The organism is Mycobacterium colombiense, assembly GCF_001953985.1.
Taxonomy (GTDB): Bacteria; Actinomycetota; Actinomycetes; order Mycobacteriales; family Mycobacteriaceae; genus Mycobacterium; species Mycobacterium colombiense_B.
Genome location: NZ_MBEI01000053.1, coordinates 1 through 22,163 on the forward strand (window position 1 = coordinate 1; position 22,163 = coordinate 22,163).

Annotated in this window: 20 protein-coding genes; 13 read left to right on the forward strand and 7 right to left on the reverse strand. The window is 68.3% G+C overall.

The features are described 5' to 3' along the window. Positions 1 to 1,398, reverse strand: a 1,398-nt coding sequence (locus A5732_RS14375) for a septum formation family protein (protein ID WP_076102564.1), incomplete at its 3' end; no start/stop codon positions are given. 112 nt (positions 1,399 to 1,510) lie between these two features. Here A5732_RS14375 and serS point away from each other — a divergent pair. After that, complete coding sequence (gene serS / locus A5732_RS14380) at positions 1,511 to 2,770, forward strand: serine--tRNA ligase (protein ID WP_076102565.1); 1,260 nt, start codon at positions 1,511 to 1,513, stop codon at positions 2,768 to 2,770. Here the strand turns inward: serS and A5732_RS14385 are convergent. Next, positions 2,767 to 3,516 carry an AraC family transcriptional regulator gene (locus tag A5732_RS14385; RefSeq protein ID WP_076102566.1) on the reverse strand — a complete coding sequence of 250 codons (750 nt, stop codon included), beginning with the start codon at positions 3,514 to 3,516 and terminating at the stop codon, positions 2,767 to 2,769. The two genes, serS and A5732_RS14385, sit on opposite strands and share 4 nt — an antisense overlap. Before the next feature lie 79 nt (positions 3,517 to 3,595). Here A5732_RS14385 and A5732_RS14390 point away from each other — a divergent pair, with 79 nt between their 5' ends. Next, positions 3,596 to 4,174 carry a class I SAM-dependent methyltransferase gene (locus tag A5732_RS14390; RefSeq protein ID WP_076102567.1) on the forward strand — a complete coding sequence of 193 codons (579 nt, stop codon included), beginning with the start codon at positions 3,596 to 3,598 and terminating at the stop codon, positions 4,172 to 4,174. Here the strand turns inward: A5732_RS14390 and A5732_RS14395 are convergent. After that, the gene (locus tag A5732_RS14395) at positions 4,164 to 4,649 is read right to left on the reverse strand and encodes a DUF2834 domain-containing protein (RefSeq protein ID WP_076055638.1); all 486 of its coding nucleotides are present in this window, start codon (positions 4,647 to 4,649) and stop codon (positions 4,164 to 4,166) included. The two genes, A5732_RS14390 and A5732_RS14395, sit on opposite strands and share 11 nt — an antisense overlap. Positions 4,650 to 4,736: 87 nt before the next feature. On the opposite strand from A5732_RS14395, the gene A5732_RS14400 reads away from it, so the two are divergent. Then, positions 4,737 to 5,384: a TetR/AcrR family transcriptional regulator gene (locus A5732_RS14400; RefSeq protein ID WP_076102568.1), complete on the forward strand. Its 648-nt coding sequence runs from the start codon at positions 4,737 to 4,739 to the stop codon at positions 5,382 to 5,384. A gap of 48 nt (positions 5,385 to 5,432) precedes the next feature. Then, on the forward strand, positions 5,433 to 6,995 hold the full coding sequence (locus A5732_RS14405; protein WP_076102569.1) for a phytoene desaturase family protein: 1,563 nt from the start codon (positions 5,433 to 5,435) through the stop codon (positions 6,993 to 6,995). A gap of 8 nt (positions 6,996 to 7,003) precedes the next feature. On the opposite strand, the gene A5732_RS14410 is transcribed toward A5732_RS14405, so the two are convergent. Together A5732_RS14410 and A5732_RS14415 are read right to left on the reverse strand one after the other, a co-directional pair. Continuing rightward, complete coding sequence (locus A5732_RS14410) at positions 7,004 to 7,345, reverse strand: hypothetical protein (RefSeq protein WP_076055643.1); 342 nt, start codon at positions 7,343 to 7,345, stop codon at positions 7,004 to 7,006. Next, positions 7,342 to 8,892 (reverse strand): MBL fold metallo-hydrolase, encoded by a 1,551-nt coding sequence (locus A5732_RS14415; RefSeq protein WP_076102570.1) that lies wholly within the window; start codon positions 8,890 to 8,892, stop codon positions 7,342 to 7,344. The genes A5732_RS14410 and A5732_RS14415 overlap by 4 nt, the downstream gene beginning before the upstream one ends. A 199-nt stretch (positions 8,893 to 9,091) precedes the next feature. On the opposite strand from A5732_RS14415, the gene A5732_RS14420 reads away from it, so the two are divergent. From A5732_RS14420 to A5732_RS14435, 4 genes are read left to right on the forward strand one after another with little or no spacing between them, the layout of a single operon-like run. Continuing rightward, complete coding sequence (locus A5732_RS14420) at positions 9,092 to 9,859, forward strand: lysophospholipid acyltransferase family protein (RefSeq protein WP_064950897.1); 768 nt, start codon at positions 9,092 to 9,094, stop codon at positions 9,857 to 9,859. Positions 9,860 to 9,865: 6 nt separating this feature from the next. After that, positions 9,866 to 10,621: a lysophospholipid acyltransferase family protein gene (locus A5732_RS14425; protein WP_076055647.1), complete on the forward strand. Its 756-nt coding sequence runs from the start codon at positions 9,866 to 9,868 to the stop codon at positions 10,619 to 10,621. 14 nt (positions 10,622 to 10,635) lie between these two features. Then, positions 10,636 to 11,421 carry a lysophospholipid acyltransferase family protein gene (locus A5732_RS14430; RefSeq protein ID WP_065056786.1) on the forward strand — a complete coding sequence of 262 codons (786 nt, stop codon included), beginning with the start codon at positions 10,636 to 10,638 and terminating at the stop codon, positions 11,419 to 11,421. A gap of 34 nt (positions 11,422 to 11,455) precedes the next feature. Beyond that, positions 11,456 to 12,271: a Cof-type HAD-IIB family hydrolase gene (locus A5732_RS14435; protein ID WP_065056787.1), complete on the forward strand. Its 816-nt coding sequence runs from the start codon at positions 11,456 to 11,458 to the stop codon at positions 12,269 to 12,271. A 7-nt stretch (positions 12,272 to 12,278) separates the two neighbouring features. On the opposite strand, the gene A5732_RS14440 is transcribed toward A5732_RS14435, so the two are convergent. After that, a complete protein-coding gene (locus A5732_RS14440; protein ID WP_178413044.1) occupies positions 12,279 to 13,931 on the reverse strand; it encodes an LGFP repeat-containing protein in 1,653 nt (550 codons plus the stop codon). 126 nt (positions 13,932 to 14,057) lie between these two features. Beyond that, the gene (locus A5732_RS26770; RefSeq protein ID WP_171975025.1) at positions 14,058 to 15,101 is read right to left on the reverse strand and encodes a PirG; all 1,044 of its coding nucleotides are present in this window, start codon (positions 15,099 to 15,101) and stop codon (positions 14,058 to 14,060) included. Between the two features lie 253 nt (positions 15,102 to 15,354). Between A5732_RS26770 and glf the strand changes: the two genes are divergently transcribed. The 5 genes from glf to aftB are packed head-to-tail and all read left to right on the forward strand — an operon-like array spanning position 15,355 to position 21,848. Further along, positions 15,355 to 16,566, forward strand: a complete 1,212-nt coding sequence (gene glf / locus A5732_RS14455) for a UDP-galactopyranose mutase (RefSeq protein WP_064950903.1) — start codon at positions 15,355 to 15,357, stop codon at positions 16,564 to 16,566. After that, positions 16,563 to 18,449: a glycosyltransferase gene (locus A5732_RS14460; protein WP_076102572.1), complete on the forward strand. Its 1,887-nt coding sequence runs from the start codon at positions 16,563 to 16,565 to the stop codon at positions 18,447 to 18,449. The genes glf and A5732_RS14460 overlap by 4 nt, the downstream gene beginning before the upstream one ends. Then, complete coding sequence (locus A5732_RS14465; protein WP_076102573.1) at positions 18,442 to 18,987, forward strand: phosphatase PAP2 family protein; 546 nt, start codon at positions 18,442 to 18,444, stop codon at positions 18,985 to 18,987. The genes A5732_RS14460 and A5732_RS14465 overlap by 8 nt, the downstream gene beginning before the upstream one ends. Then, positions 18,980 to 19,888 (forward strand): decaprenyl-phosphate phosphoribosyltransferase, encoded by a 909-nt coding sequence (locus A5732_RS14470; RefSeq protein WP_249266839.1) that lies wholly within the window; start codon positions 18,980 to 18,982, stop codon positions 19,886 to 19,888. Before A5732_RS14465 ends, A5732_RS14470 begins: the two co-directional genes overlap by 8 nt. Further along, entirely contained in the window at positions 19,875 to 21,848 is a 1,974-nt protein-coding gene (gene aftB / locus A5732_RS14475; RefSeq protein ID WP_290439401.1) for a terminal beta-(1->2)-arabinofuranosyltransferase, read from the forward strand. Before A5732_RS14470 ends, aftB begins: the two co-directional genes overlap by 14 nt. Positions 21,849 to 22,163: the final 315 nt, after the last annotated feature.

The following is a 22,163-nucleotide window of genomic DNA, read 5'->3' on the forward strand; positions in this document are numbered from 1 at the left end:
GGGCTCGGCGGGCGGCGGCGCCTCCGGGGCCGCGCTCGCGGGCGGCGGGGGTGGAGGCGGAGGCGGAGGCGCCGGCGCCTCGGGTGCCGGATTGGCCGGCGGGGCGCCGTTATCCGCCGGCGGCGGCGCCTGCTGGGCGGGCGCCTGTTGCTGCGGGGCCTGCTGCTGGGGCTGCTGAGCCGGCTGCTGCCCGGGCAGGTGCTGGTTGTTGGGCGGGATCTCCGGGGCCGAGCCCGTGCCGGCACCCGAGCCGGACTGGCTGGACGGCGACTGAGCCGGGGCCTGCAGGGGAATCGGCGGCATGGTGAGCCGCTCTTCGGGAATGTCGGGCGGCGCCACCGGCGGCTGGCCATTGATCAGCAGCTGACCCTTGGCGCTGTTGAGCAGGGTGGCCCAGCCGCCGTTGCCCAGCGTCGCGCCGATGCTGCAGGCCACCTCTCGGCTGCCCGCCGTCCAACTGGCCAGCGGCACCGTCGGGTAGATCAGCGTCAGGGTGGTGGTTCGCAGCTTGACCGGCGCTAGGTACGCGTCGGTCATCTTGGTGCACGAGTCCTTGATGAAGCCGTCCTGGTCGGGCTCGGCGGGCAGGGCGCCGGGGAACTTCTCGGCCAGGTTGACCGTGCCCGTGACCTCCATCGCGTGCGGCGCCGCGCAGTCGACCGGCGCGTCGGTCGGCTGGTTGGTCGCCGAATCGATGCCTAGGCAGGTGCCGGCCGGCCACACCTTGGACTGGTCGACGTCGGCGACCTTGCCCTTGAACGCCTGCTGCTGGTTGTTCATGCCGGGCAGCTGCAGGCCGCACAGCATGCGGCGATCGCCGGATTGGCGCCAGGCCCGGTCGCCGGGCCACAGCAGGCTGACGGTGAACCGGCTGTTCGGATCGAACTTGGCGCCGAGGTAGTTGCGGACGGCGGCCTCGCACTGCTCCTGGGTGATCTGCTGGATGCGCGCGGGCGTCGGGGGTGCGGCGTTGGGCCCGTACTCCGAGCCCGGGAACGTCCGCATGTCAATGGATTCGGCGACCTCGAACTTGTGCTCGTCGCCGCAGTTGACGATCTTGGCCGACTCCGGGGTGGTGTCCGGCCACATCAGGCACTCGCCGGGGGAGGCGCGGTTGAAGGCGGCGTCGCTCTTGGTGCCGGTGCTGCGCACCGGGCTGCTGTCGAGGAACCGCCCCGAGCCGGCACCACCGACCGGGATCGCGGTGACCAGCCCGGCGATCAGCAGGCCGCCGAGCGCGGTCAGCAGCAGCGCCCGCCGGGTCGCCCGGGCCTGCAGGCTGCGCGGCCAACCGAAGGCGGACGGCTGGAGACCGGACGACTCATCGGTTGACTCGACCGCCCGGCGTTCCCGGGCTTCCGAAAGTTCCTTCTCGGGCGCTTGCGACATCCGCTCCATTCTGACAGCAGCACCTGAGACGCGTGACAAAAGTTACTGATGTGAGTCCTGCGGTCAGCGGGAGTGGATGCGCCGCCAGCCGGCCGGACGCGGTGAAAGTAGTCTCAGGGCCGTGATCGACCTGAAGCAGCTCCGGGAAGACCCCGACGCCGTGCGCCGCTCCCAACTCAGTCGTGGCGAGGACCCGTCGCTGGTAGACGCACTGCTGACCGCCGACGCCGCCCGCCGGGCCGCGATCTCGTCGGCGGACTCCCTACGGGCCGAGCAGAAGGCCGCCAGCAAGAGCGTGGGCGCGGCGTCCCCCGAGGAGCGCCCGGCCAAGCTGGCACGCGCCAAGGAATTGGCCGAGCAGGTGAAGGCCGCCGAAACCGCCCAGGCCGACGCGGAGACGGCGTTCACCGCGGCGCACATGGCGATCTCCAACGTCGTCATCGACGGGGTGCCCGCCGGTGGGGAGGACAACTTCGCCGTCCTCGACATGGTCGGCGAGCCCGCGGCGATCGACCACCCGAAGGACCACCTGGAGCTCGGCGAATCGCTCGGTCTCATCGACATGCAGCGCGGGGCCAAGGTGTCGGGGTCGCGGTTCTACTTCCTGACCGGCAAGGGTGCGCTGCTCCAGCTGGGCCTGTTGCAGCTGGCGTTGCGGCTGGCCGTCGAGAACGGCTTCATCCCGATGATTCCGCCGGTGCTGGTGCGCCCGGAGGTGATGGCCGGCACCGGATTCCTGGGCGCGCACGCCGAGGAGATCTACCGGGTCGAGGCCGACGACCTGTACCTGGTGGGCACCTCGGAGGTGCCGCTGGCGGGCTATCACTCCGACGAGATCCTGGACCTGTCCCGCGGGCCGCTGCGGTACGCGGGATGGTCGTCGTGCTTCCGCCGCGAGGCCGGCAGCTACGGCAAGGACACCCGCGGCATCATCCGGGTGCATCAGTTCGACAAGGTCGAGGGCTTCGTCTACTGCACGCCCGCCGACGCCGAGGCCGAACACCAGCGGCTGCTGGGTTGGCAGCGTGAGATGCTGGCCCGCATCGAGGTGCCCTACCGGGTGATCGACGTCGCCGCAGGCGATCTCGGCTCGTCGGCCGCGCGCAAATTCGATTGCGAGGCTTGGGTTCCCACGCAGGGCGCCTATCGCGAGCTGACGTCGACGTCGAACTGCACCACGTTCCAGGCCCGCCGGCTGGCCACCCGGTATCGCGACGAGGCCGGCAAACCGCAGACCGCCGCCACGCTCAACGGCACGCTGGGCACCACGCGGTGGCTGGTGGCGATCCTGGAGAACCACCAGCAGCCCGACGGCAGCGTGCGTGTGCCCGAGGCGCTGGTGCCGTTCGTCGGCGTCGACGTGCTGGAGCCCGCGGGCTAGAAGGCCTTGCCGGCCAGCTGGCCGGGGGTGTGCCCGAACGCTCGCCGGTAGCTGTCGATGAAGGCACTCGGTGTGGCCCAACCACATTCGGCCGCCACCGAGGTGACATCGCGCCGCTCGGCGAGCAGCACCAGGGCATGCTGCAGCCGGACCTGGGTGCGCCACTGCGGGAACGTCATGGCCAGCTCGTCGCTGAACAGCCGGCTAAGCGTGCGCTGGCCGACGCCGACCCGGTCGCCAATCTGCTGCAGCGTCAACGACTCTCGCAGGTTGTCGGCGATCAACGCACAGGCTTGACGCAGCCGGCCGTCGACGGGGGTGGGAATCCACAGCGGCTCCCCGACGCTGGTCCCCTGTAACTGATCGTGCAGCACGGCCAGCATCCGGTGATGCTCGTCGGTGTCGGTGCCATCGGTCTGCGAACACGCGATGATCAACTCGCGCATCAACGGATTGACCGCCAGGACGGCGGGCGCCGCGGGGCCGCGGCGATAGCGGCCGGGGTCCAGCGCGACGCCGTGAAACTGCGTCGTGCCGTGGAACTTGTGTTCGTGCCAGCACCCCGCCGGTATCCAGATGGCACGATTCGCCGGCGTGATCCACGTTCCCGCCGGGGTGGTCACCGAGACCGCGCCCGACGACGGGTAGACGATCTGGTGCAGGGGATGCCGATGCCGTTCGATCTGCGCTCCCGGCGGGAGCGTCTGCGACGACGTCGCCGGCCCGTGATGGCTGAATTCCGACATATCTCGGCAGGATATCGGAAGCCCGCAGTGCGGGTGACAGCATAGCGTTCTGGTTGACCCATAGAAAGGCGGGATCACGATGGCGATGAATCTCCTGCACCGACGCCGGTGCAGCTCAGCGGGCTGGGAAAGGGCGGTGGCCGATGAGCTGTTGCCCTGGGCGCTGCGGGGCATCGAATTGGGCGCGCGCACATTGGAAATCGGCCCCGGATACGGGGCGACGCTGCGCGCCCTGCTCGAGCGCACGGCGTCGCTCACGGCGGTCGAAGTGGACGCCGCGATGGCCGATCGCCTGCAGCGCCTTTACGGCGACCGGGCGCGCATCATCCACGGTGACGGCGGCGAAACCGGTTTGCCCGCAGACCATTTCACCTCGGTGGTGTGCTTCACGATGCTGCACCACGTTCCCCGCCCCGAGTTGCAGGACCGCCTGTTCGCCGAGGCGTTCCGGGTGCTGCAACCCGGCGGGGTGTTCGCCGGCAGCGACGGCGTTCCGTCGTGGGCCTTCCGTCTGATTCACGTCGGCGACACCTACAACCCGATCGCGCCCCGCGACCTCCCCGGGCGGCTTCGCGCCGCGGGATTCAGCGACGTCGACACCGACGTCAGGGGCGGCCGGCAGAAGTGGCGGGCCAGCAAGGCGTCGGCTAGGCGTTGACCGGCGCGCGGTCCCGTTCGTGCCGGCGCTGGCGTTCCATGGTCGCGAAGTAGAACGCGAACGCGAACGCGAAGCTGGTGAACAGGCTGGACACGAAGTACAGCCACGGGTGGCGCAGACCGCGGCGGTAGCCGTCCACGATCGTAAAGATCGGCAGCAGAACGACATTGGCGATCGTGTAGTCCTGGCTGGCCGAGCTGGCGGCCGGGTTGGTGAACATCAGCTTGATGTATTCGACCCAGCTGCCGTGTTCGCCCCAGAGCGGGTTGGTGGATCCGTGCGCGTACTGGTGCACGAAGGTGATGTTGAAATACCAGCCGAGGGCGACCGACGCGATGCCGACGACGTAGTACACGATTTCCATTGGCGAGAAGAGCGGGCCGTTGTCCGGCCGGGCGAAAACTCCTCTGTTGGCCATGACGATCCAGCTGATGACCGCCAGGCCGAGTACCGCGTGAGTGAGTAGCGAGACCATGGGCGCAGTCTCACCCCCGGCGCAAAGTTTTGTCAATATTGACACAACAACCCGCTGCCGGCTCCGCGGGCTTGGTACCTTCTTCCCATGGTCAGGCCCGCGCAGACGGCGCGCAGCGAGCGCACCCGCGAAGCCTTGCGGCAGGCCGCACTGGTGCGATTCCTGGCCCAGGGCGTGGAAGACACGTCGGCCGAGCAGATCGCCGCCGACGCCGGGGTGTCGCTGCGGACGTTCTACCGCCACTTCAGCTCCAAGCACGATCTGCTGTTCGCCGACTACACCGGGCTGCACTGGTTTCGCTCCGCTCTGGATGCCAGGCCGGCCGACGAACCCATCATCGACTCGGTGCAGGCAGCCATCTTCTCGTTCCCGTATGACGTCGATGCCGTCACCAAGATCGCCGCCCTGCGGCAAGACGAGCTGGACCCCGGCCGCATCGTCCGCCACATCCGGGATGTCCAGGCCGACTTCGCCGATGCCATTGGCGCGCAACTGCAACGGCGCAGCCGCGGGGCCAACGGGACCGCAGATCCGACGGCGGACCGACGGGTGCGTGCCGCCGTCACCGCGAGATGCATTGCGGCCGCGGTGTTCGGCGCGATGGAGGTCTGGATGGACAGCGACGAGCGGTCGCTGGGCGAACTCGCGCGGCTGTGCCACGCGGCGCTGGAGGCGCTGCGGGAGGGGATCACCGACAGCTGGGTCACGGCGACCGCCCGCGAAGTTTCGTCATAATTGACAAAACTTTGGTGTCGTGCGAGCCTCCATTCCGGAGGGCAGGACATGACTGATTACGACGCGATTGTTATCGGCGCGGGCCACAACGGGCTGACCGCGGCCGTGCTGCTGCAGAAGGCCGGACTGAAGACGGTGTGCCTGGATCCCAAGCTCTACGCGGGCGGCATGGCCTCCACCGTCGAGCTTTTCGACGGGTACCAGTTCGAGATCGCCGGCTCGGTGCAATTCCCGACGTCCCAGGTGGTGGTCGACGAGCTGGGCCTGGACACCATTCCGACGATCGACCTGGACGTGATGTCGGTGGCCGTGCGCGGCGTCGGCGACGATCCGCTGGTGCAGTACAGCGACCCCGTCAAGCTGTTCACCCATCTCAACGAGGTGCACGGCGCGGACGCCGTCAACGGCATGGCGGGGTTGATGGCCTGGAGTCAGGGCCCGACCCGCGCGCTGGGCCGGTTCGAAGCCGGAACACCACCCAAGAGCATCGACGAGATGTATGCCTGTGCGACAAACGAATTCGAGCGCTCGGCGATCGATGACATGTTGTTCGGCTCGGTCACCGACGTGTTGGACCGCTACCTGCCGGACCGCGAGAAGTTCGGCGCGATCCGCGGCTCGATGACGGTGCTGGCCGTCAACACGCTCTACCGGGGGCCGTCCACGCCCGGTAGCGCCGCCGCGCTCGCCTTCGGCCTCGGCGTGCCCGACGGCGACACCATGCAGATGAAGAAGCTGCGCGGTGGCATCGGCGCACTCACCTCGCACCTGTGCGACGTGCTGCAAAGCCATGGCGGCGAACTCCGGTTGCGCACCAAGGTGACCGAGATCCTGGTCGCCGACGGACGGGTGACCGGGGTGCGCACCGAGGCGGGCGAGACGTTGACCGCCCCGATCGTGATCTCCGGCATCGCTCCGGACGTCACGCTCAACGACATGATCGATCCCGCCGCGCTGCCCGCCGACATCCGGGAACGCTACGCGCGCATCGACCACCGCGGCAGCTACCTGCAGATGCACTTCGCGCTCGAGGAGGCGCCCGCCTTCGCCGCGCCCTACGAGGCCCTCAACGAGCCGGCCATGCAGGCCTCGATCGGCCTGTTCTGTACGCCGGAGGAGGTCCAGCAGCAATGGGAGGACGCGCGGCGCGGCATCGTCCCGGCCGACCCGACCGTCGTGTTGCAGATCCCGTCGCAGAACGACCCGGACCTGGCGCCGGAGGGCAAGCATGCCGCGTCGGCGTTCGCGCTGTTCTTCCCGATCGAGGGCGACGTGGATTATGGGCAGGCCAAGGTCGAAATGGGCCAGCGGGTGATCGACAAGATCACCAGGCTCGCCCCGAATTTCGAACGCAGCATCATCCGGCACACCACCTTCACGCCCCGGCACATGGGTGTGATGTTCGGCGCCCCCGGCGGCGACTACTGCCACGGCCTGTTGAACGCCAACCAGATCGGACCGAACCGGCCAGGCCCGCGGGGTTTCCTCGGCCAGCCGATCCCGATCGAGGGCCTGTACCTGGGCAGCGCGGGCTGTCACGGCGGCCCGGGGATCACCTTCGTCCCCGGCTACAACGCGGCGCGCCAAGCGCTGACCGACCGGGGCCGGTAGAGCGGGTCCTAGCCGCGCCGGGGGAGCAGCTCGTCCAACAGGGCGGTGAACTCGTCGGGGCGCGCCGGCGTGAACGCGGGGGAGGGCCGGGTGCCGGGCACGTCCAGCGTGATCAGCTTCGACTTGAAGGGCCTGCTGATATCCAGCGGCAGCCAGCGGCGAAAGTCAGAGCTGCCCCATATCCGGAACCGGTGGGTGAACAGTCCCAGGTCTTCGGTCTTGTACCCGCGGATCGCATCGAGTGTGATCACCTTCGACGTGCCCGACGGAAAGTGGTAGCGGCGCAACGTGATCGCCGCGCGGTCCAGCTGGACCAGGCCGTCATCGTAGGAGCCGTAGGAGTCGCTCACGCCCGTGAACTCCGCAGCTGGTGACCCTTCGCGGTCAGGCAGCGCCCGTCGTCCAGTCGCCACTGCCAGCCATGCAGGTTGCAGGTCAACGTGTTTCCCTCGACCACACCGAATTTCGACAGGTCGGCCTTGAGGTGCGGGCAGCGGCGCTGAATCTCCCAGCCGTCCAGCGTGACCGAGGCCGAGTCGTCGTGAGTCTCGGCGAACCAGCCGTCGGCGTAGGCGATCCGTTCGTCGGTCAGGCACTTGAAGAACGTGTAGAGGTACTCGTTGTAGCCGCCGACTCGCCAGGCCCTGAACCGGGTCGACAGGAAGATGGTGTTGACCCAGTCCGGCTCGCCGTCGCGCAGCACGGTGCGGACCAACTCCGGCGCAATCGCGAACCCGTAGCGGACCTTCTCATCCGGAATACGTTCCCGCACAGCACGTTTCGGAAAGTCCAGGATCACGGTCTCCGGGCCGAGCACCAGCTCGACGGGATAGCCGATCCCGTCGCAGATCTCGTCGCTTTGCGACATGATCGGCTCGAACAGGGCGCGCAGCGGTTCCAGCAGCGGCTCCCCGGTGGCCGGCGCCCAGCTGGCCCGCTGCGCGGCGACGACCGGCGCCATCCGTTCGGCGTAGTCGGCGATGTAGTCGGCCTTGCCCGTGGTGAAGATGGCCTCGACCTCGTCCGTGGGCAGCGGATGGGTCAGCGAATTCAGGGTGGAGCCGGTGAAGTCGGCGGTCGACCCGGGGATCATCAGCAGCCCGCCGTCGTTGCCGTGCCTGCGCATCTGGTCCAGGAAGACCATCTGGTCGGGGAAGATGTTGGCCGGATCGGCGTGGTCGTCGTTGAGGTCGCGCAGCTCGGGGTCCAGGAAGCAGGGCGGGCCCGCGGACGGGACCACCCACGTCGCGCCCACCTGGGCGAGATACTGGCGGGCGCGGTCCATCTGGCGTTGCCGCTTCTGGACGCCGAAGGACTCCTTGGCGCGGGCGGGCATGTCGTAGACCATCGGGTACCAGATGGCCCCCGAGTACTGCAGCATGTGCACGTCGATGTGCCCGAACTCGGACGCCAGCACGTCCAGGTCCACGGGCCGGGCGTCGTTCATGTTGAAAACCGTTGTCGCACCGTCGGAAACCAACAGCGCCGAATCACCGATCGGGCCGTCGGCCGGCGCCCGCAGGGCGATGATCATGACGTCGAGCTCGCCCTTCGGACCGCTGATCCGGTGCTTGGCCGAGTTGCTGGTCTCGTAGAACCGGTGAAAACCCAGCTTCTCCAACTCATTTCGCAGGTCGGGCACCGGGAAGTCCGGCAGCAACACCACCGCGTCCTTGTTGACGTGCTCGGCCAGATTCTTCGCGTCGAAGTGGTCCTTGTGCAGGTGCGAGACATACAGGTAGTCGCAGTCACCCAGGTGGTCCCAGTCCAGCGTGCTGTTGTCCGGGAACGGGAACCACGACGCGAAGTAGGCGGGATTGACCCACGGGTCGCAAAGGATGCTGCCCGCTTGGGTCTGGATCAGAAATCCGGCGTGGCCGACGCTGGTGACCTGCACTGATACCTTCCTGGGGCCGGTTAAAGGCTGCTGCGGCCCCGGCCGGGGGTGACGGCTTTTCAGCCCCCGAGCTTAGCGCGAGCCGGCACCATCGTCCTGCCACCGCCGCCCGCTGACGGCGCCCCCGCGCCCGGTCCGTCCACCTGGGATTTCCGGCTGTTCGGGCGGCGCAGGGTCGGGAGCATTAGGCTGAACTGCTGTGGAACCGGTTTACGGGACTGTCATTCAGCTCGCCCGCCTGGTCTGGCGTGTCCAGGGTCTGAAAATCACCATCGCGGGTGTGGAGAACCTGCCGAAAAGCGGCGGTGCGGTGATCGCGATCAACCACACCGGCTACCTGGACTTCACCTTCGCGGGACTGCCGGCCTACAAGCAGGGCCTGGGTCGCAAGGTGCGGTTCATGGCCAAGCAGGAGGTTTTCGACCACAAGTTCACCGGGCCGATCATGCGCAGCCTGCGGCACATCTCGGTGAATCGGCAAGACGGCGCCGCCTCCTTCGAGGCCGCCGTCCGGCACTTGAAGGACGGCGAGCTGGTCGGCGTCTACCCCGAAGCCACGATCAGCCGCAGCTTCGAGATCAAGGAATTCAAATCGGGGGCCGCGCGCATGGCCGTCGAGGCCGGGGTGCCGATCGTTCCGCACATCGTCTGGGGTGCCCAGCGGATCTGGACCAAGGACCACCCGAAGAAGCTGTGGCGTCCGAAGGTTCCGATCATGGTGCTGGTCGGCGAACCGATCGAGCCGACGCTGGGCATCGAGGAACTGAAGGGTCTGCTGCATTCGCGCATGCAGCATCTGCTCGAGCGCGCGCAGGAGATGTACGGGCCGCACCCGGCCGGCGAGTTCTGGGTGCCCCACCGGTTGGGCGGAGGCGCTCCGTCGCTGGCGCAAGCGGCCCAGCTGGAGGCCGAGGAGGCGGCCGCGCGGGCGGCCCGCCGGGCCCGGTCCGCAGGGGCGTCGGAGTAGTGATCGATGGTGGAGCCGACCTTCCGCGCTTTGGAGCTTCTGGCTCAACTGGCGGTCAAGGCCACCGGCACCAAAATCACCTACCGGGGTGAGGAGCAGATCCCCGGGCGGGGCGGCGCCGTGGTGGCGATCAACCACACCAGCTATGTCGACTTCCTGCCCGCCGCGCTGGCGGTACACCGCCGGGGACGCCGGCTGAGGTTCATGATCAAAGCCGAGATGCAGCAGGTCAAGCCTGTCAATTTCCTGATCAAGCACACCCGGACCATCCCGGTGGACCGCGGCGCCGGGGCGGGTGCCTATGCGATCGCGGTGCAACGGCTGCGCGAAGGTGAGCTGGTCGGGGTGTACCCGGAAGCCACGATCAGCCGCAGCTTCGAGCTCAAGGAGTTCAAGTCCGGCGCGGCCCGGATGGCCATCGAAGCCGACGTCCCGATCGTGCCGGTGATCGTCTGGGGAGCGCAGCGAATCTGGACCAAGGATCACCCGCGGAATGTGGGCCGTGCCAAAACACCCATTACTGTGCAGGTAGGCGCGCCGATATCGGCGCGCGAAGACATCGCGCAGACCGACGCTGCCCTGCGCGACTCGATGACCACCTTGCTGCACTTGGCGCAACAGGACTATCCGGGCGAGCCCGGGGCGTACTGGATGCCGCACCGGCTGGGCGGCGGAGCGCCAACGATGGCGGAGGCCGCGCGCATGGAGGCCACCGAGGCGGCGGCCCGCTCGGCCAAACGGACCGAGCCCCCGTCGCAGTAGGCGAAGGAGAAGACATGCCCGAGGGGTTCTACCGGCTGGCGGAGTGGATCGTCCCGCCGATGGTTGCGATGCAGGGGACCAAGTTCACCTATCACGGCCTGGAGAACATTCCGGCGCGCGGCGGCGCCCTGCTGGCCCAGAACCACACCAGCTACCTGGACTGGCTCCCGACGCTGATGGCCGTCCGCGAGCGTAAGCGGCGCGCGTACTTCATGATCAAGGCCGAGATGGCCGACGTGAAGGCGGTCAACTACGTCATCAATCACGCCCGGCTCATCCCGGTGGATCGCAGGTCGGGACACGACGCCCTCGATGTGGCCGTGCAGCGCATGCGCGAGGGTGAGCTGATCGGGATGCACCCCGAGGCCACCATCAGCCGCAGTTTCGAATTGCGCGAGTTCAAGACCGGGGCGGCGCGCATGGCGCTGGACGCCCGGGTGCCGATCGTCCCGATCGTGGTGTGGGGCGCTCACCGGATCTGGCCCAAGGACCACCCGAAGAAGGTGTTTCGCAACAAGGTTCCGATCACCGTCGCGGCCGGGCAGCCGTTGCCGCCGCGGGGCACGCCCGAGGAACTCAACCTGCTGTTGCGTTCGGCGATGAACGACCTGCTGTATTGGGTGCAGGAGGAATATCCGCACCCGAAAGACGAATACTGGGTGCCGCGCCGGCTGGGCGGCAGCGCTCCCACCCAGGAGGATTCCCGGGCACTCCGATTGTCGGAGTTGCAGGAGCGGTTGCAGAAGTACGGAACCGACGGCGTGACGCGACCCGGGCAGACCCAGAGCGGGCGGCATTGAGCGGTCCGGCCAGCCGCAGCGGCGGGCGGTTTCGATGACCCTGCCGGCGCTCATCGCCTGCGACGTCGACGGCACCCTGTTCGACGACGACGAGACGATCTCACCGCGCACCCGCGACGCGATCCGCGCCGCGGTTGCTTCCGGCGCGCAGTTCGTGGTGGCGACCGGCCGTCCGCCGCGCTGGATCCGGCCCGTCGTCGATGCGCTGGGTTTCGCGCCAGTCTCGGTGTGCGCCAACGGTGCCGTCATCTATGACGCCGCGACCGACCGGGTGGTGTCGACCCGCACGCTGGCCGTCGACACCCTGGCCGAGCTGGCGGAAGTGGCGACCCGCGTCATCCCCGGCGCGGGGCTGGCAGTCGAGCGGATCGGCGAAAGCGCCCACGACACGGCGACGCCCCAGTTCGTCAGCTCGCCGGGCTACGAGCATGCCTGGCTGAACCCGGACAACACCGAGGTGTCGATCCAGGATCTGCTCAGCGCCCCGGCCATCAAGCTGCTCATTCGTCGATCCGGGGCCCGCAGCGCCGACATGGCCGCCGAACTGGCCAAGCACGTCGGCATCGAGGGCGACATCACCTACTCCACCAACAACGGCCTGATCGAGATCGTGCCGCTGGGCACCAGCAAGGCCACCGGCATCGACGAGATCGCCCGGCCGCTGGAGATCGCCCGCGAGGAGGTGGTGGCGTTCGGCGACATGCCCAACGACCTGCCGATGCTGCGCTGGGCGGGGCACGGCGTGGCGATGGGCAATGCCCATCCGGACGTGCAGGCGGCCGCCGACGAGGTCACCACCGCCAACAATGACGACGGGGTTGGCCGCGTGCTGGAACGCTGGTGGCTTTAGCGGCCGGTCACGTGGGCGTCGGGTGCGACGGCAGCGAGAAGTGCTCGGCCGGAACCGTTGGGCCGCTGGGGGATTCGGTCGTCAGCGGAACCGTGATCCCGTCGACGACCTCGGAGACGTTTCCGGTCAGCCGCTCGTAGTTCAGCGTGCCGTGCTGGAAGTTCTGCGTAATCTGCAGCGGCTCTTGGATTTCCGCGCTGGTCGGCAAGCCGAGCGGGCCGCGTTCGTAGCTCTCCGAGCCCCAGGCGTCGTAGATGGCGCCGGTCACCGGCTGGGCGCCGGTCTCGGGTGACCAGTACATCGCGCCCCGGGCGAACGTGACGAAGCGGGCGTCGCCTTCCGCGCTGTCCTCCGGGGAGGTCGGCGAGCCCAGCACGCTGCTCATCCCGCCGATCTCCTGCCAGTGGTCATAGATCGCACCGCCCTGCAGCGCCTTGAGCAGTTCCTCCGGCGGATCGTTGACATGCGATGCGATGTCACGTATTTCGTCCATCAGCGCGTAGGCGGCGTTGCCCGGGCAATCGGTGTTCCCGACGTCGCGATGGGTGAAGATGGTCGGCAGCGTCGCGATGGAGCCGGCCGGGAAGGTGGTGTAGTGGCTGCCCGCCGACTCCAGTTGCACCGTGCCCTTGGGGTCGACGTTGTCCAGGCCCAGCCGCCAGCCGAGCAGCCGGCCCATGGTTCGGAGCTGGATCGGAGTGGGGGGCACGTCGTCGAAGTTGCCGATCATCGCCACACCCCAGGTGTTGCGATTGAAGCCGCCGGTGTGGAAGGCCTCGACCGCCTTGGCGAGTCCGCCTGCGCTGCCTTCGAATACCTGGCCGTACTTGTCGACCAGCGCGTTGTAGGCGATGTCGCACCAGCCCAGCGTCTTGCTGTGGTAGGTGTAAATCGCCTTGACGATGCCGGCCGATTCCAGCGGCGAATAGTCATTGCTGCCCGCGGTGTGGTGCACGACCGCCGCGCGAATCCCGTTGTCGTACTGCGGGCTACCGCAGCGCAGCGACTCGTCGGCGCCCCACTGCGCGCGGCTGATGATGGGCGGGGCCTGCCCCGGCATCAGCACCCCGGCCGGTGGCGTCCAATGCGTTTCGGCTGGCGCTTGCGGTGGAGAGATGAGGACGGCCGAGATGTTCTGGCCGAAGGGCTGTTCCCTGGATGCCGGCTTGTAGCCCAGGTCGGGTTTCTCGCCCGGCGGCGCCGGCGGCGGCTGCGTCACCGCCGCGTTGAGCGGACGGGTGACCGCGATCTGAACGGTCGTGGTGGTGCCGACGAACACCGGATCGGTGCCGCGTGGCCCCTCCGTCGCGGACTCTGCGCCGCCCGCTCGGGACGCCGGGTCGGGTGCCGCGGTTTCGTATTCGGTCTGATACCAGGGGCCCCACGAGCCGTCGGGGCGCTTCGCGCGCACGCGGGTCGACGTGCCGGCCAGGTCGCCGGTCAGGGCGACCAGCGAAAACGGGGTGGCCTGACTGATTTCGCGCACCGTGACGCCCGCGCCCAGCCCGATCAGCGGCTGCTCGACGAGTTGGGTGCCGCGTGACGGCGGCGCGCCGACGGTGCCGCGGTCGCGTGTCGTGCCCGCCACCCACGAGACGAGGACGACGGTCGCCGCCATGGCGGTGAGCAACATCGTTGGCGCACGACTGCGAGACACCAGCTGATGTTACGTGTGTTTCTAATGTTATCTATGGGACGACACGAACTGCACGCCGGCGAATCTGCACAAAATCGACGGCACCGCAGATGATTCTGCGGTGCCGTCTTGTGGAGGGTTTGTTAAGGACTAGACCGGGGGCAGGGCCGGTACCGCACCGGCGGCCGCCGGCAAGGCACCGGCCGCACCCGCGGCGGCGGGAAGAGCGCCCGCGGCGGCACCCGGGAGGGCGCCCGCGGCACCAGGCAGGGCACCGGCGGCACCCGGCAGCGCACCGGCGGCACCAGGCAGGGCGCCGGCCGCACCCGGCAGGGCGCTCGCGGCACCGGCGCCGCCATGCATGCCCTGCGTGATGGCCGGCATGACCAGGCCCTTGAGCAGGTCGATCGCCTGGCCCGCACCCAGCTGGTTGGCTGCTTGCATCACGTCGTTGACCAGACCGCCGCTGGCACCACCGGTGCTCGAACCGCCGCCCAGGCCGGTACCGCCGCCGATCGGCGAAGCGTTACCGAAGGACGACGGGTCGCCCAGGATCGGGTAGGTGCCACCGGCGCCCGGGTCCAGCCCGGCTGCGGAGTCGATCGGCACCTCACTCGGCGACATCGCCGTGCCCCCCAGGCCCGGAGTGACCCCAGCCGGGCTGGTCAGCCCGGGGTTGGACAGCGCCGGGTTGAGCCCGGCACCCGGGGTCGCGACACCGCCACCGGGCGTGGTCGGCAACGCGCCGGGCGCGGTGAGCCCGGGCGTCATGGGCGCCATCCCGGGGCTCGTCAGGCCCGGGCTCGTCAAGCCGGGACTGGTCAAGCCGGGGCTGGCCAGGCCGGGGCTGGTAACGCCCGGATTGGTCAGGCCAGTCGTCCCCAGCCCGGGGGTTCCGAGGCCGGGAGTGCCCAGGCCGGGGCTGGCGAGACCCGGCGTGCCGGTCGCACCCCCGCTCAAGGCCGGTATCGGGGGCATGTTGATCCCGAATTGCGACAGGCCCTGCGACAGCGCGCCCATCAGCTCGCCGGGCAGGTCACTCATCACCGCGGCCTGCTTGAACTCGTGGTGCTCGGGCGCCTTGTTGCCGGCGGTCGATTCGTAGACAAGGAAGTACGCGCAAGGACTCGCCACTGCCAGGGCGGCAACCGCGCTCATGGCTGTTGAGAGCTTGCGTCGGCGTCGGTTCGGCACGGAAGTCTCCTCTATCTGACTATGTGTTGTGTCGGCGCGTCCCACCGCTCCTAACTGGTGGGAATCACACAAGGTCGATGGTACGAGTGGTGAACCTGTTACTAGAGTGGTGATATTGAATCGTGAGGCAATTGCGACCCCGACTGTGATCGCGGGGCCAGGGCGCCCCAACGGCCGTTGTCACAAGGCCAACGCCGCTGCATGGCCTCGCCAAATGGGTTAGGGCCACGCGGTCGGATACCCTAAGCAACCGATGACCGCTCGTTTCGATCTTTTCGTCGTCGGCTCTGGATTCTTCGGACTGACCATTGCCGAGCGCGTGGCTACCCAGCTCGGGAAGCGCGTCCTCGTCGTGGACCGCCGACCGCACATCGGTGGCAACGCCTACTCAGAAGCCGAGCCGCACACCGGCATCGAGGTGCACAAGTACGGTGCCCACCTGTTCCACACCTCCAACAAGAGGGTCTGGGACTATGTGCGGCAGTTCACCGACTTCACCGACTACCGGCACCGCGTGTTCGCGATGCACAACGGGCAGGCCTACCAGTTCCCGATGGGGCTGGGCCTGGTGTCGCAGTTCTTCGGCAAGTACTTCACCCCGGACGAAGCCCGCAAGCTCATCGCCGAGCAGGCCGCCGAGATCGACACGGCCGACGCGCAGAACCTCGAGGAGAAGGCGATCTCGCTGATCGGCCGTCCGCTCTACGAGGCCTTCGTCAAGGGATACACCGCCAAGCAGTGGCAGACCGACCCCAAGGAGTTGCCGGCCGCGAACATCACCCGGCTGCCGGTGCGCTACACCTTCGACAACCGCTACTTCAGCGACACCTACGAGGGCCTGCCCGTCGACGGCTACACGGCCTGGCTGCGCAACATGGCCGCCGACGATCGCATCGAGGTCAGGCTGGACACGGACTGGTTCGACGTGCGCGACCAACTGCGCGCGGACAGCCCCGACGCGCCGGTCGTCTACACCGGGCCGCTGGACCGCTACTTCGACTACGCCGAGGGCCGGCTGGGCTGGCGCACCCTCGATTTCGAGCTGGAAGTGCTGCCCACCGGGGACTTCCAGGGCACTCCGGTGATGAACTACAACGACCCCGACGTGCCCTACACCCGCATCCACGAGTTCCGTCACTTCCACACCGAGCGCGACTATCCCGCCGACAAGACCGTGATCATGCGGGAGTACTCGCGCTTCGCCGAAGACGACGACGAGCCCTACTATCCGATCAACACCGAAGCCGACCGCGCCCTGCTGGCCGCCTACCGAGCCAGGGCGAAATCCGAGACCGCGTCGTCGAAGGTGCTGTTCGGCGGCCGGCTGGGCACCTACCAATACCTGGATATGCACATGGCCATCGCCAGCGCCCTGAACATGTACGACAACGTGCTCGCGCCGCACCTGCGGGACGGCGCATCCCTGATCGAAGCCCAGAACAAAGAGGAAGGCGCGCGCAAGTGAGTGCCGTGAGCCTGCTGTCCCGGATCATTCTGCCGCGTCCCGGCGAGCCGCTCGACGTGCGCAAGCTGTATCTCGAGGAGTCGACGACCAACGCCCGGCGCGCCCACGCCACCAGCCGCACGTCGCTGGAGATCGGCAAAGAGTCCGAGGTGTCGTTCGCCACTTACTTCAACGCCTTTCCGGCCAGCTACTGGCGCCGCTGGTCCATCTGTCAGTCGGTGGCGCTGCGGGTCGAGCTGACCGGGACCGGGCGCGTCGACGTGTACCGGACCAAGGCCACCGGGGTGCGAATCTCGGTGCAGGGCCGCCAATTCGTCGGCACCGACGACCAGCCGGCCGTCGTGGAGATCGAGGTACCGCTCAAGCCGTTCGAGGACGGCGGCTGGATCTGGTTCGACATCACCACCGACACCGCGGTCAACCTGATCAGCGGCGGCTGGTACGCCACCGAGCCCGCACCGGGCACGGCCAACATCGCCGTCGGCATCCCCACGTTCAACCGGCCCGCCGACTGTGTCAACGCGCTGGCCGACCTCACGGCGGATCCGTTGGTGGACAAGGTGATCGGCGCGGTCATCGTGCCGGACCAGGGTGTGCGCAAGGTGCGCGACCACCCGGACTTCGCGGCCGCGGCCGCGGGCCTGGGCACTCGGCTGTCCATTCATGACCAGCCCAACCTCGGCGGCTCCGGCGGCTACAGCCGGGTGATGTACGAAGCGCTGAAAAACACCGACTGCCAACAGATCCTGTTCATGGACGACGACATCCGCATCGAGCCGGACACGATCCTGCGGGTGCTGGCTCTCAACCGCTTCGCCAAGAAGCCGACGCTGATCGGCGGGCAGATGCTCAACCTGCAGGAGCCGTCGCACCTGCACATCATGGGCGAGGTCGTCAACCAGGCGAACTTCATGTGGACCGCCGCGCCGCACGCCGAGTACGACCACAACTTCGCCGAATTCCCGTTGAACGACAAGAACGATCGGAGCGCACTGCTGCACCGGCGCATCGACGTCGACTTCAACGGCTGGTGGACGTGCATGATCCCGCGGCAGGTCGCCGAGGAACTGGGCCAACCGCTGCCGCTGTTCATCAAATGGGACGACGCCGAATACGGCCTGCGTGCCGGCGAGCACGGCTATCCGACGGTCACGCTGCCCGGCGCCGCGATCTGGCACATGGCCTGGAGCGACAAGGACGACGCCATCGACTGGCAGGCCTACTTCCACCTGCGCAACCGGTTGGTGGTCGCGGCACTGCACTGGGACGGCGACATCACCGGACTGGTCCGCAGCCACCTCAAAGCGACGCTGAAACACCTTGCCTGCCTTGAGTATTCGACCGTCGCGATTCAGAACCGGGCCATCGACGACTTCCTGGCCGGCCCGGAGCACATCTTCTCGATCCTGGAATCCGGTCTGCCGGAAGTGCATCGGCTGCGCAAGGAATACCCGGACGCCGTCGTGCTGCCCGCGGCCAGCGAGCTGCCGGCGCCGCGGAACAAGACCAAGGCGATGAAGCCGCCGGTGAATCCGGTGTCGATCAGCTACCGGCTGGCCCGCGGCATCCTGCACAACATGACCAAGGCCGACACCGAATCCCACACCCGGCCCGAGTTCAACGTGCCGACCCAGGATGCGCGGTGGTTCCGGCTGTGCACGGTCGACGGCGTGACGGTCACCACGGCCGACGGTTGCGGCGTGGTCTACCGGCAGCGGGACCGGCGAAAGATGTTGTCGCTGTTGTTCGCATCGCTGCGCCGTCAGCGCCAGCTACTCAGCCGGTTCGACGAGATGCGCCGGGTGTATCGCGACGCGCTGCCGGTGTTGTCCAGCAAGCAGAAGTGGGAGACGGCGTTGCTGCCCGCTGCTGAACATGCATGAGGCCGCCGCGGCGCAGGCGCCGCGCGGCGAGGTGGCCGCGCTGGTCGCCGTCCAAGCGGCACTGAGCGAGCGTCCCGGGGCGCTGTCGGTGGCGCGCGCGCTGTCCCACTTCGGCGAGCACAGCATCGGCTGGGTTGCCGTCGCCGCGGTCGGCGCGGTGTTGTCCCCGAAGCGGCGCCGGGACTGGCTGGTGGCCGGGGCCGGGGCTTTCGCCGCACACGCCGCGGCCGTCATCCTCAAGCGGATCGTGCGCCGCAAGCGGCCGCATGACCCCGCCGTCGTGGTCAACGTCGGAACGCCCAGCAAATTGAGTTTCCCGTCGGCGCATGCCACTTCGACCACTGCCGCGGCGGTGCTGATGGGCCGGACCACGGGTCTGCCGCTGTCCGCTGTCCTGGTGCCCCCAATGGCGTTGTCGCGGATGCTGCTGGGCGTGCACTACCCCAGCGACGTGGCGTTCGGCATCGCCCTGGGTGCCGTCGTCGCGGCGATCGCGCGCCGCGCAGGAGAGGTCGCAAGAGGTGAGCCGCATGAGTGAGGACGTCGTGACCCGACCGCCCGCCAACCTGGTCGCCGGGGTGATCAAGGCGATCCGCCCCCGGCAGTGGGTGAAGAACGTACTGGTGCTGGCCGCGCCGGTGGCCGGGCTGGGCAGCGGTATCCGCTACGACTACGGGCAGATGCTCACGCAGGTGGGCTTGGCGTTCGTGGTGTTCAGCCTCGCGGCGTCGTCGGTGTATCTGGTCAACGACGTGCGCGATGTCGAGGCCGACCGCGAGCACCCGACCAAGCGGTTCCGGCCGATCGCGGCCGGCATCGTCCCCGAGTGGCTGGCGTACTTCTTGGCGCTGCTGCTGGGTGTGGCCTCGCTGGGCATCGCGTGGACGGTGACGCCCAACCTGACGCTGGTGATGGCCGTCTACCTCGTCATGCAGCTGGCGTACTGCTTCGGCCTCAAACATCAAGCGGTGCTTGACATCTGCATCGTGTCGTCGGCGTATCTGCTGCGGGCCATCGCCGGTGGTGTGGCCACCGATATCCCGCTGTCGCAGTGGTTCCTGCTGTCGGCCGCGTTCGCCTCGCTGTTCATGGTGGCCGGCAAGCGCTACGCCGAGCTGCAGCTGGCCGAGCGCACCGGCGCGGCCATCCGCAAGTCGCTGGAGAGCTACACCAGCACTTATCTGCGCTTCGTCTGGACGCTGTCGGCCACCGCGGTGGTGATCTGCTACGGCCTGTGGGCGTTCGAGCGCGACCGCCATTCGGGGTCCTGGTTCGCGGTGTCCATGGTTCCGTTCACCATCGCGATCCTGCGTTACGCGGTCGACGTGGACGGCGGGCTGGCCGGCGAGCCCGAAGACATCGCGCTGCGGGACCGGGTGCTGCAGCTGCTGTTCCTGGCGTGGGTCGCGACAGTCGGAGCCGCCGTTGCCTTCGGTTAGCCCCGAACTGCAGGCTCTCAAAGCGCGCATGATGCGCAGCCGGCCGGTGATCAGGCGGCCCGGCTGGCCGTTGTTTCCGTACACCACGATGGTGCGGGCCAGCCTGTGGATCAGCGTGGCGTTGGTCGCCATCCTGTTCGGCTGGGGGAGTTGGCAGCGGCGCTGGATCGCCGACGACGGGCTGATCGTGCTGCGCACCGTGCGCAATCTGCTCGCCGGCAACGGGCCGGTGTTCAACCAGGGTGAACGCGTGGAGGCCAACACCTCCACGGCCTGGACCTACCTGATGTACGTCGGCAGCTGGGTCGGCGGCCCGCTGCGCATGGAGTACGTGGCGCTCGCGCTGGCGCTGGTGCTCTCGGTGGTGGGAGTGGCGCTGCTGATGCTGGGCGCCGCGCGGCTGTACGCCCCGAGCCTGCGGGGCCGCAGGGCCATCATGTTGCCCGCCGGCGCGCTGGTGTACATCGCGTTGCCGCCGGCGCGGGACTTCGCCACCTCCGGGCTGGAAAGCGGTTTGGCGCTGGCCTACCTCGGGCTGCTGTGGTGGATGATGGTCTGCTGGGCGCAGCCGGTGCGCAACCGCACCGATAACAAGGTGTTCACCGGCCTGCTGGCGTTCGTCGCCGGGTTCAGCGTCCTTGTGCGGCCGGAACTGGCGCTCATGGGCGGGCTGGCGCTGATCATGATGCTGGTCGCGGCCCGGACCTGGCGCCGCCGGGCGCTGGTCGTGGTGGCCGGGGGTTTCCTGCCGGTCACCTACGAGATCTTCCGGATGGGCTACTACGGCCTGCTGGTGCCGGGCACCGCCCTGGCCAAGGACGCGGCCGGGGACAAGTGGTCCCAGGGCATGATCTACCTTTCGAACTTCAACGCGCCGTATGCGGTGTGGATCCCGCTGGTGCTCCTCGTGCCGCTGGGCGTGCTGCTGTTCGCCGCCCGCCGGCGGCCGTCGTTCCTCCGCCCCGCGCTGGCGCCGAACTACGGGCGGATGGCCCGCGCCGTGCACAGCCCGCCGGCGGTGGTGGCGTGGGTGCTGATCAGCGGCCTGTTGCAGGCCCTCTACTGGACCCGGCAAGGCGGCGACTTCATGCACGCGCGTGTGCTGCTGGCCCCACTGTTCTGCCTGCTGGCTCCGGTCGCCGTCATCCCGATCGCGATCCCCGACGGCCAGGATTATTCGCGGGAGACCGGTAACTGGGTCGCCGGCGCGGCCGGCGCGTTGTGGCTGGGGTTGGCCGGATGGGCGCTGTGGGCGGCGAATTCAGCGGGGATGGGCGACGACGCCACCCACGTCACCTACTCCGGGATCGTGGACGAGCGCCGCTTCTACTCCCAGGCCACCGGCAACGCGCATCCGCTGACCGCCGCGGACTACCTGGGCTATCCGCGGATGGCGGCCATCCTGACCGCCCTCAACAACACGCCCGAAGGCGCGCTGCTGCTGCCGTCGGGCAATTACATCCAGTGGGACCTGGTGCCCCAGGCCCAGCCGGCGCCGGGCGACAAGTCCCCGCAAAAGCCCCAGCATGCGGTGTTTTTCACCAATCTCGGCATGGTCGGCATGAACGTCGGGCTCGATGTCAGGGTGATCGATCAGATCGGTTTGGCGAATCCGCTGGCGCAACACACCGAACGGCTCAAACACGGCCGCATCGGGCACGACAAGAACCTCTTTCCGGACTGGGTGATCGCCGACGGCCCGTGGGTGAAGCTCCCCCCGGGGATTCCGGGCTACCTGGACGCGCAGTGGGTCGCGGAGGCCGTCGCGGCGCTGCAATGCCCCGAGACGAAGGCGATGCTCAGCTCGGTGCGCGCGCCGATGACCCCGCACCGATTCGTGTCCAACCTGGTGAACTCCTTCCAGTTCACCGGGTACCGGATCGACCGGGTGCCGCGCTACGAACTGGCCCGGTGCGGGCTGCCGCTGCCCCCGCAGCTACCGCCCCCACCGCGCGAGTGAGCGTCGCGCAGAAGAAATTTCGGCACAAGCCGAACAAATCACAGTGCGTCGGTCACGAAAAAATGGCAGCAACATCACATTTGGCCTCTCACCAGCTCGCAATGAGCGTCAAGCACACCCGAAAACCGCTCTTTTTAGACACATGTTTGAATTGAAAAGCGCTGGGTAGGAGGGCCGCTCGACTGTTGGCGGCCGCGCCTCGATGCGACCGAATGGCACAACGTGTGGTTGACTACACGAGCACTGCCGCGCCCGCGCGCAGGCAGTTCGACCCAATCAAGAAAGTGGCCGGTCGGTGAAATGCGCCGAGGGCTG

Bases quoted from the DNA above. Each gene is read 5' to 3' on its own strand.
- A5732_RS14385 (WP_076102566.1), bottom strand. From the start codon at position 3,516: ATGTCGGAATTCAGCCATCACGGGCCGGCGACGTCGTCGCAGACGCTC.
- A5732_RS14390 (WP_076102567.1), top strand. From the start codon at position 3,596: ATGGCGATGAATCTCCTGCACCGACGCCGGTGCAGCTCAGCGGGCTGG.
- A5732_RS14395 (WP_076055638.1), bottom strand. From the start codon at position 4,649: ATGGTCTCGCTACTCACTCACGCGGTACTCGGCCTGGCGGTCATCAGC.
- A5732_RS14400 (WP_076102568.1), top strand. From the start codon at position 4,737: ATGGTCAGGCCCGCGCAGACGGCGCGCAGCGAGCGCACCCGCGAAGCC.
- A5732_RS14405 (WP_076102569.1), top strand. From the start codon at position 5,433: ATGACTGATTACGACGCGATTGTTATCGGCGCGGGCCACAACGGGCTG.
- A5732_RS14425 (WP_076055647.1), top strand. From the start codon at position 9,866: ATGGTGGAGCCGACCTTCCGCGCTTTGGAGCTTCTGGCTCAACTGGCG.
- A5732_RS14430 (WP_065056786.1), top strand. From the start codon at position 10,636: ATGCCCGAGGGGTTCTACCGGCTGGCGGAGTGGATCGTCCCGCCGATG.
- A5732_RS14435 (WP_065056787.1), top strand. From the start codon at position 11,456: ATGACCCTGCCGGCGCTCATCGCCTGCGACGTCGACGGCACCCTGTTC.
- glf (WP_064950903.1), top strand. From the start codon at position 15,355: ATGACCGCTCGTTTCGATCTTTTCGTCGTCGGCTCTGGATTCTTCGGA.
- A5732_RS14465 (WP_076102573.1), top strand. From the start codon at position 18,442: ATGCATGAGGCCGCCGCGGCGCAGGCGCCGCGCGGCGAGGTGGCCGCG.
- A5732_RS14470 (WP_249266839.1), top strand. From the start codon at position 18,980: ATGAGTGAGGACGTCGTGACCCGACCGCCCGCCAACCTGGTCGCCGGG.